This is a genomic window from Streptomyces sp. NPDC051940 (genome assembly GCF_040680895.1).
Taxonomy (GTDB): domain Bacteria; phylum Actinomycetota; class Actinomycetes; order Streptomycetales; family Streptomycetaceae; genus Streptomyces.
This window is the reverse complement of the sequence record NZ_JBFAXR010000218.1, coordinates 1-7,562: the sequence shown is the minus strand read 5'-3', so window position 1 is coordinate 7,562 and position 7,562 is coordinate 1. Positions and strand designations below refer to the sequence as shown.

General features: G+C 74.2%; 4 protein-coding genes. All 4 read left to right on the top strand.

All coding sequences use genetic code 11. The features are described 5' to 3' along the window. The first annotated feature begins 252 nt into the window (after positions 1–252). The 4 genes from AB0M28_RS39060 (at position 253) to AB0M28_RS39045 (ending at position 7,474) form a co-directional block, all read left to right on the top strand. On the top strand, positions 253–1,959 hold the full coding sequence (locus AB0M28_RS39060; protein ID WP_365415366.1) for an ABC transporter ATP-binding protein: 1,707 nt from the start codon (positions 253–255) through the stop codon (positions 1,957–1,959). A 1,649-nt stretch (positions 1,960–3,608) separates the two neighbouring features. Further along, positions 3,609–4,604 carry a FadR/GntR family transcriptional regulator gene (locus tag AB0M28_RS39055; RefSeq protein WP_365415364.1) on the top strand — a complete coding sequence of 332 codons (996 nt, stop codon included), beginning with the start codon at positions 3,609–3,611 and terminating at the stop codon, positions 4,602–4,604. Between the two features lie 329 nt (positions 4,605–4,933). Beyond that, positions 4,934–6,499 (top strand): RNA polymerase sigma factor, encoded by a 1,566-nt coding sequence (locus AB0M28_RS39050; RefSeq protein ID WP_365415362.1) that lies wholly within the window; start codon positions 4,934–4,936, stop codon positions 6,497–6,499. Between the two features lie 123 nt (positions 6,500–6,622). Next, the gene (locus AB0M28_RS39045; RefSeq protein WP_365415360.1) at positions 6,623–7,474 is read left to right on the top strand and encodes a serine protease; all 852 of its coding nucleotides are present in this window, start codon (positions 6,623–6,625) and stop codon (positions 7,472–7,474) included. The last annotated feature ends 88 nt before the right edge of the window (positions 7,475–7,562 follow it).

The following is a 7,562-nucleotide window of genomic DNA, read 5'->3' as shown; positions in this document are numbered from 1 at the left end:
GAGGCCGAACTGCTGAAGTTGGCCTGCGCGTCGACCTTGCCCGTGAGGTCGGGGCCCCCTGATGTACTGCTTCGCTTGACGTACGTCAGGGGGCCCCGCCCGAGCCCTCACGGTGTGGGTGGTTGACGGATCGCGGGGTGACCCGTCTCCCGGGTCCTGGATGTCGCCGCGTGTGGACGCGTACCGCGTTGTGCTCGATGTGTACCTTTCGCCCCGATATCGTGGGCGTCTCGACACCTCGGGGGCGTGCTCATGATCCAGGTCATCGGACTGACCAGCCGGCCCACCGCCCATCGGCCGCCGGTGGTCGACGGACTCACCTTCGACGCCGAACCCGGCCAGGTCACCGCGCTGTTCGGCGACAAGGGCGCGGGCAAGACCACCGCCGTGCGGCTCATGCTGCAGCGGGAGCCGGGGCGCGGCACCACGCTGTTCCGCGGCCGGCCGCTCAGCCGTATCCCCATCCCGGGCCGCGAGGTCGGCGTCCTGCTGGGCGACACCGAGGGCCATCCCGCCCGCTCCCTGCGCAACCAGTTGCGGATGCTCTGCGCCGCCGTCGGCGTTCCCGTCGGCCGCGCGGACCACGTCCTGCGCCGCGTGGGCCTCGACGGACTCGCCGACGACCGGCTCGACACCCTGTCCCTCAGCATGGACCGCCGGCTGGGCCTCGCCGCCGCCCTGCTCGGCGATCCGCACACGCTCGTCCTGGACGACCCGGGGTGCGATCCGGCGCCCCGCGAGGTGGCGTGGTTCCACGGAACGCTGCGCGAACTCGCCGCCGACGGGCTCACGGTGCTGACCACGACCGGTGACGCGCGGACGGCGGCCCGGTACGCGGATCGCGTGCTCACCCTCGGCGGCGGGCGGATCGTCGCCGACCAGGACCCGGAGGAGTTCGCCGCCACCCGGCTGCGGCACCGCGTCACCGTGCGCACACCGCAGGCCGCCAAGCTCGCGACGTACCTCAGCCGTGCGGGGAGCACGCCGCAGGGGCACGTCGAGGTCGTCGAGCGCGGCGGCGGCGAACTCGCCGTCTACGGCACGGGTGCGGCGGCCGTCGGCGAGATCGCCTTCCGCCACGGGATCATGCTCCACCGGCTGACGGACTCCTCGGACGTGGCGGCCCCGGTCGCTGACCCTTTGCCCGCGGATTCTCTGCCCGCAGCCGTCGTGGCGCCGTCCGCCGTGGCCCTCGGCGGGCCGCTCCGCCCGCAGCGTCCCCCGGCTCCCGCGCAGCCGCTGCGCTACGAGCTGCGCCGTACCGCGAGCGGCTCCCGCGTCCCCCGGGTCGCCGCCGCGCTCACGCTCGCCGCATCGCTCGTGCTCGCGGCGTACCTCGCCGGTGCGTACCCGCCCGGCGTCGGTGACCACGCCCTGCGTCTCCTGGCCGGCTGGCCCGCCGCCCTGCCCCTGCCGCCCACGGCGCTCGGGGCGGGGCTGATCGGGGCGTGCGCGTTCGGTCAGGAGTACCGGTATCCGGCGCTCGTGGCGGCGCTGGGTGCCGTGCCGCGGCGGCTCGCCCTGCTCGCGGCGAAGCTCGCCGTGAGCGGGGGGCTGGCCATGTTGCTCGTCCTTTCGGTCCTGCTCGCGGATGCGACAGCGTTGCTCGTGCTGTACGGCGATGTGGTCGACCTGCCGGCGGACGGCGGCCGGCAGCTGCTGGCGTGGACGGGGCTCACGGTCGGCTGCGCGTGGACGGGGTTGCTCGCGGCGGGGGTCTTCCGCGCCACGCTCGCGGGCGTGATCGCGGTCCTCACGATCCCGGTCGCCGTCCCGCCCGCCCTCACGGCCCTGGCCCACGCGGCCCCCGACGCCCTCCGCCTCCCGGCGGCCACCCCGACGCACGTGGCGAACCTCCTGACCCCCACGGCCCACCCCCACGCCCACGCCCTAACGCTGACCCTGACCACGCTCCTCACGGCATACACGCTCACCACACTCCACCACCGCCCCCGCTGACACGGCCCCCGCCCACCCCGCACCAGGCGCGCGGGTCTCGCCATCACCGCTCGACCCGCGCCGCCGCCCGGGGGCTCGGCTCGTCCGGTGGGCCCGCGGCGCCGCCCGGGGGCTCCGCCCGTCCGGTGGGCCAGCGCTGCCGCCTGGGGCTCGGTTCATTCGGTGGGCCCGCGCTGCCGCCTGGGGGTTCCGCCCGTCCGGTGGGCCAGCGCTGCCGCCTGGGGCTCGGTTCATTCGGTGGGCCCGCGCCGCCGCCCCGGGGCTCGGCTCACCTGGTCGGCCCGCGCTGACGCCGGGTGCGTGCCCTCGCTGGGCAGGCTCAGAGGCCCGAGAGCCCGCCCGACCGTGGGTGCCGTTGCACCCCTGCGCCAGCGGGGCGAGACGGTCGGGGGCGGACAGGACTTCCGTCTCGGCCCTCGGGCACTGTTTCTCCGGCTCCCCAGCGGCCGCCGCCCCTGTCGTTGCGTCTCCTGGGCCTTGGGCGCCGTCGGCCTGGTGTCGTATCTGCGGAGGCCGTCGGGCCGCCGACCCGACTGCTGTGTCTGCCGGGTCTCGGGGCTGGCGGCCTGGCGGAGCGCCTCCCCACCCTCGCTGACGCGCTCCGGCGGGCGGCCCAGAGCGCGCCGCCCGGTCAGCCCGCACCGACGCCGGAGGCTGCGCTCTGCTTCGTCGGCCCACGCCGTACGCGCGTGGCCCTCGTCGACGTCCGGGGCTCTGCCCCATCCGGTCGGTCCGCGCCGGCGCCGGAGGCTGCGCTCTGCTTCGTCGGCCCACGCCGTACGCGCGTGGCCCCGTCGACGCCCGGGGCTCCGCCCGAGCCGGTCGGCCCGGGCCGACTCCCAGGACATTGCGCAATCCGATAGGGCATCGACCCATCCTGTGGGGCAGGGGCTGCGCCCCTCTGCGTGGGTCCGGGGGTGAGGCCGGCGGGGTGGGCAGATGCCGCCCTCTGAGGAGGTCCCGGTTGCTTCGTCAGCTGCTCTCCACGAGCTGCCGTGGTAGTGCTGCGTCTCCGGGGCTCTGAGGGAGGCCGGCGTCTCCGGGGCCTGAGGGCTGTCGGCCCGGTGCTACGTCCGCGGAGCCTCCGCGGCTGCCGAGGCGGTGCCTCGGCTCCGGTCTCCCAGGGGCGCGCCCCCTGGTGCATCGGCCTCTGCCGATCCCCGTGGCTCGCGCCCGGGCGTCAGCCATAGGGTTCGCGGCCGAGCCGCGATCCGCCCGCCTGCGGGGCCGCCGCCCGGCGTCCAGCAGCACCCCTCCGGTGGGTTCCGGGCCGAGTCCGGGCGGAGCGCCACCCCCGGCGGGCAGAGCGCCACCCCCTCCGCGGGCGGAGCCCCCCGCGGGCCGGGCGCCCCCTCCGCGGGCGGAGCCCCCCGCGGACGGAGTCCCCCCGCGGGCCGGGCGACCACTCCGCAGGCGGAGCCCCCGCGGGCCGGGCGCCCCCTCCGCCCCGGGCGGAGCGCCCCCCGCGGGGGGAGAGCGGCACCCTTCCGCGCGCGGAATCCGCCCCTCCACATCGCCCCGTACGACCCACCCACCCCACCAGAGCACCTGTGCACCGTTCGTACGTACGCTTGCCGCCGCCCCGAGCGAAGGACCGTTTCCGCCCAGAATGGCGTCAATGATCAGGTGATCGCCGATCACCCTTTCGTGTGCTTTTCACCAAAGCCCTCAAGGCCCGCACGACCCCCGCCGACAAAGGATCCGTGAGTACCCTTGCGCAGACCATGATGACCGCCGCTCGTTCCTCCGACTCCGGCTACGCCGGTCCGGGCGAGCTCGACAGATACCCCTACGGCGACGGCCCGGCGACCGCGGGGGCGACCATCCCCGCCGCCGGCGGAGCCGTCCACGCCGCGCCGGCCGCCCTCCCCGCGTGGGACCGCGCCGACACGGACCTCGCCTCCCGCGCCAGCCGCCGCGCCGCCACCAGCCGTGGCCGCGGGCTGCACGGGCAGCTCGTCCAGCAGCTCGGCCAGATGATCGTCTCCGGCGATCTCGGCGCCGACCGCCCGCTCGTCCCCGAGGAGATCGGGCAGCGCTTCGAGGTCTCGCGCACCGTCGTGCGCGAGTCCCTGCGCGTGCTGGAGGCCAAGGGCCTCGTCAGCGCCCGCCCCAACGTCGGCACCCGGGTCCGCCCCGTCTCCGACTGGAACCTCCTCGACCCCGACATCATCGAGTGGCGGGCCTTCGGGCCGCAGCGCGAGGACCAGCGCCGCGAGCTGTGCGAGCTCCGCTGGACCATCGAGCCGCTCGCCGCCCGGCTGGCCGCCGGCCACGGCCGCGAGGACGTCCAGCAGCGCCTGGCCGACATGGCGGAGATCATGAGCCACGCCCTGGTGCAGGGCGACAGCGTCACGTTCTCCCGCGCCGACGCCGAGTTCCACGCCCTGATCCTGCAGGTCGCGGGCAACCGCATGCTGGAGCACCTCTCCGGCGTCGTCACCTCCGCCCTGCAGGTCTCCGGCGGCCCCGCCGGCGGCTGCGACCGCCCCAGCGAGAGCGCCGTCGCGCACCACCTGCGGATCGTCGACGCCCTGGCCTCGGGCGACGGCACCGCCGCGGAGAACGCGATGCGCCAGCTGCTCTCCGTACACACGGACATGGGTCCGCTCGAGCGCGTCGTCCCCGCTCCCCGCGAGCACTGACGACGCCACCCGGCGGCACCACCACCCCCGAGCTGCCGCCGGCTCCGCCGGCCGGCGTGTCGCCGGAACCCGCACCCTGCGGGTTCCGGCGACACGCCGTATGAGAGGCTGGAATGAGTGTGTGATCCGGGCCACGCGGATTGGGCGTAACGCTCTCGGGGAAGGCGCGATGACCTAAGAGGTGGTTGTGCTTCCCGAACCGAAGAATCCGCCGGCTCCACCGAGCCGCCGCATTCCCCCCGGCCGGGTCCGCGCCGCTACCGCATACAGCACACCACCGGCGGTCCATCCCCGCCGCCGGTCGTTTCCATCGTTTCGAGAGGTTGTTCGTGTCGGCCAGCACATCCCGTACGCTCCCGCCGGAGATCGCCGAAGCCGAGTCCGTCATGGCACTCATCGAGCGGGGAAAGGCCGAGGGGCAGATCGCCGGCGATGACGTGCGTCGTGCCTTCTTGGTGGACGAGATCCCGCCCTCCCAGTGGAAGAGCGTCCTGCGCAGCCTCAACCAGGTCCTCGAAGAGGAGGGTGTGACACTGATGGTCAGTGCCGCAGAGGCGCCGAAGCGCACCCGTAAGACCGCTACGGCGAAGAGCACCGAGAAGCGTGCCCCACGGGCCGCTGCCAAGAAGACGGTCGCCGCGAAGACGGCCGTCAAGAAGACGACCGCCACGGCCGCCGCTCCGGCCGACCCCGCCGACAGCGAGCTCGACGCGGTCGCCGACGACGCGTCGGAGTCCGAGGAGCAGCCGGCCAGGAAGGCAGCCGCCAAGAAGACGGCTGCCAAGAAGACCGCCGCCAAGAAGACCGCGGCGAAGAAGACCACCGCCAAGAAGACCGCCGCCAAGAAGCCCGGTGAGAAGGGCGAGGGCGAGGAGTTCGAGGAGACCCCCGCCGCCGAGGGCGAGGAGTCCGAGGGCCCCGAGGGCTTCGTGCTGTCCGACGAGGACGAGGACGACGCCCCCGCGCAGCAGGTCGCCGCGGCCGGCGCCACCGCCGACCCGGTCAAGGACTACCTCAAGCAGATCGGCAAGGTGCCGCTCCTCAACGCCGAGCAGGAGGTCGAGCTCGCCAAGCGGATCGAGGCCGGCCTGTTCGCCGAGGACAAGCTCGCCTCCGCCGACAAGCTCGCCCCCAAGCTCCAGCGCGAGCTGGAGATCATCGCCGAGGACGGCCGCCGCGCCAAGAACCACCTGCTGGAGGCCAACCTCCGCCTCGTGGTCTCCCTGGCCAAGCGCTACACCGGCCGCGGCATGCTCTTCCTGGACCTGATCCAGGAGGGCAACCTCGGTCTGATCCGCGCCGTCGAGAAGTTCGACTACACCAAGGGCTACAAGTTCTCCACGTACGCCACCTGGTGGATCCGGCAGGCGATCACCCGCGCGATGGCCGACCAGGCCCGCACCATCCGTATCCCGGTGCACATGGTCGAGGTCATCAACAAGCTGGCCCGCGTCCAGCGCCAGATGCTCCAGGACCTGGGCCGCGAGCCCACCCCGGAGGAGCTGGCCAAGGAGCTCGACATGACCCCGGAGAAGGTCATCGAGGTCCAGAAGTACGGCCGCGAGCCCATCTCCCTGCACACCCCGCTGGGCGAGGACGGCGACAGCGAGTTCGGTGACCTCATCGAGGACTCCGAGGCCGTCGTGCCCGCCGACGCGGTCAGCTTCACCCTTCTGCAGGAGCAGCTGCACTCCGTACTGGACACGCTCTCCGAGCGTGAGGCGGGTGTGGTCTCGATGCGGTTCGGTCTGACCGACGGCCAGCCCAAGACCCTCGACGAGATCGGCAAGGTCTACGGCGTGACCCGCGAGCGGATCCGCCAGATCGAGTCGAAGACCATGTCGAAGCTGCGCCACCCGTCGCGCTCCCAGGTGCTCCGCGACTACCTGGACTGACGGCCGCACGGGGTGCGGCGAGCATCCCGCTGACTGAGGCTGAGGGCACGCGCCCTCAGCCTCAGTCGCGTTTCGGGGCCCCCGGGGGCGCGTGCCGTCCGTATGAGCGCGTAAGGAGACCCGATGCGCCGTCGTCCTCGCCCGATGCGCCGTCACCGCCGCCCGATACCGGTCGCCCTCACCGTCCTCACGGCCCTCGCCGGCCTCGCCCTGCCGGAGCCGGCCCCCGCGACGGCGGACGGCGTGGTGGTCGGCGGGCACCCCGTGCCGATCGACGACAGCCCGTGGATCGTGGCCCTGGCCAGCCGCGAACGGTTCGGGGACGCCCGCTCCGGCCAGTACTGCGCCGGCGTGCTCGTCTCCCCCGTGAAGGTCGTCACCGTCGCGCACTGCCTCGGGCACCGGGTGCTGGGCGTGCCGTACGAGGAGGTGACCGACCTGCGGGTGATCGCCGGGCGCGGCGATCTCGACGGCGAGGAGGGCGAGGAGATCGAACCGAGCCGGATCTGGGTCAACCCCGGCTACGACCCCTGGACCAACGCCGGCGACATCGCCGTCCTCACGCTCTCCCGGCCCGTCAAGGCGGGCAAGCCCATCCGGATGGCCGAAAAGGCCCGGGACGAGGCGTACGCACCCGGCGGCCGCGCCCGCGTCTTCGGCTGGGGCGACACCCGCGGCGACGGCAGCTACGCCACCTCCCTGCGCTCCGCGCGCGTCGGCGTGATGGACGACGCCGCGTGCGCGACCGCCTACCCGGCGGGCACACCTGACGGTACGTATCTGGCGGGCACCATGCTGTGCGCGGGACTGCCCGAGGGCGGCAAGGACGCCTGCCAGGGGGACTCCGGCGGCCCGCTCGTGGTTCGCGACCGACTGGTGGGGCTCGTCTCCTGGGGCACGGGCTGCGGCGAGCCCGGCAACCCGGGCGTCTACACCCGCGTCGCGGGGGTGGCGGAGCTGGCGGCCGGGCACTGAGGGCCGCGGGCGACCCCGCGCCACGCCTGGTAGGTCCCGGTGACGACGAGCACCGTGACGGAGCCCAGCGCCAGCGTGGAGAAGCGCC

Bases quoted from the DNA above. Each gene is read 5' to 3' on its own strand.
- AB0M28_RS39060 (WP_365415366.1), top strand. From the start codon at position 253: ATGATCCAGGTCATCGGACTGACCAGCCGGCCCACCGCCCATCGGCCG.
- AB0M28_RS39045 (WP_365415360.1), top strand. From the start codon at position 6,623: ATGCGCCGTCGTCCTCGCCCGATGCGCCGTCACCGCCGCCCGATACCG.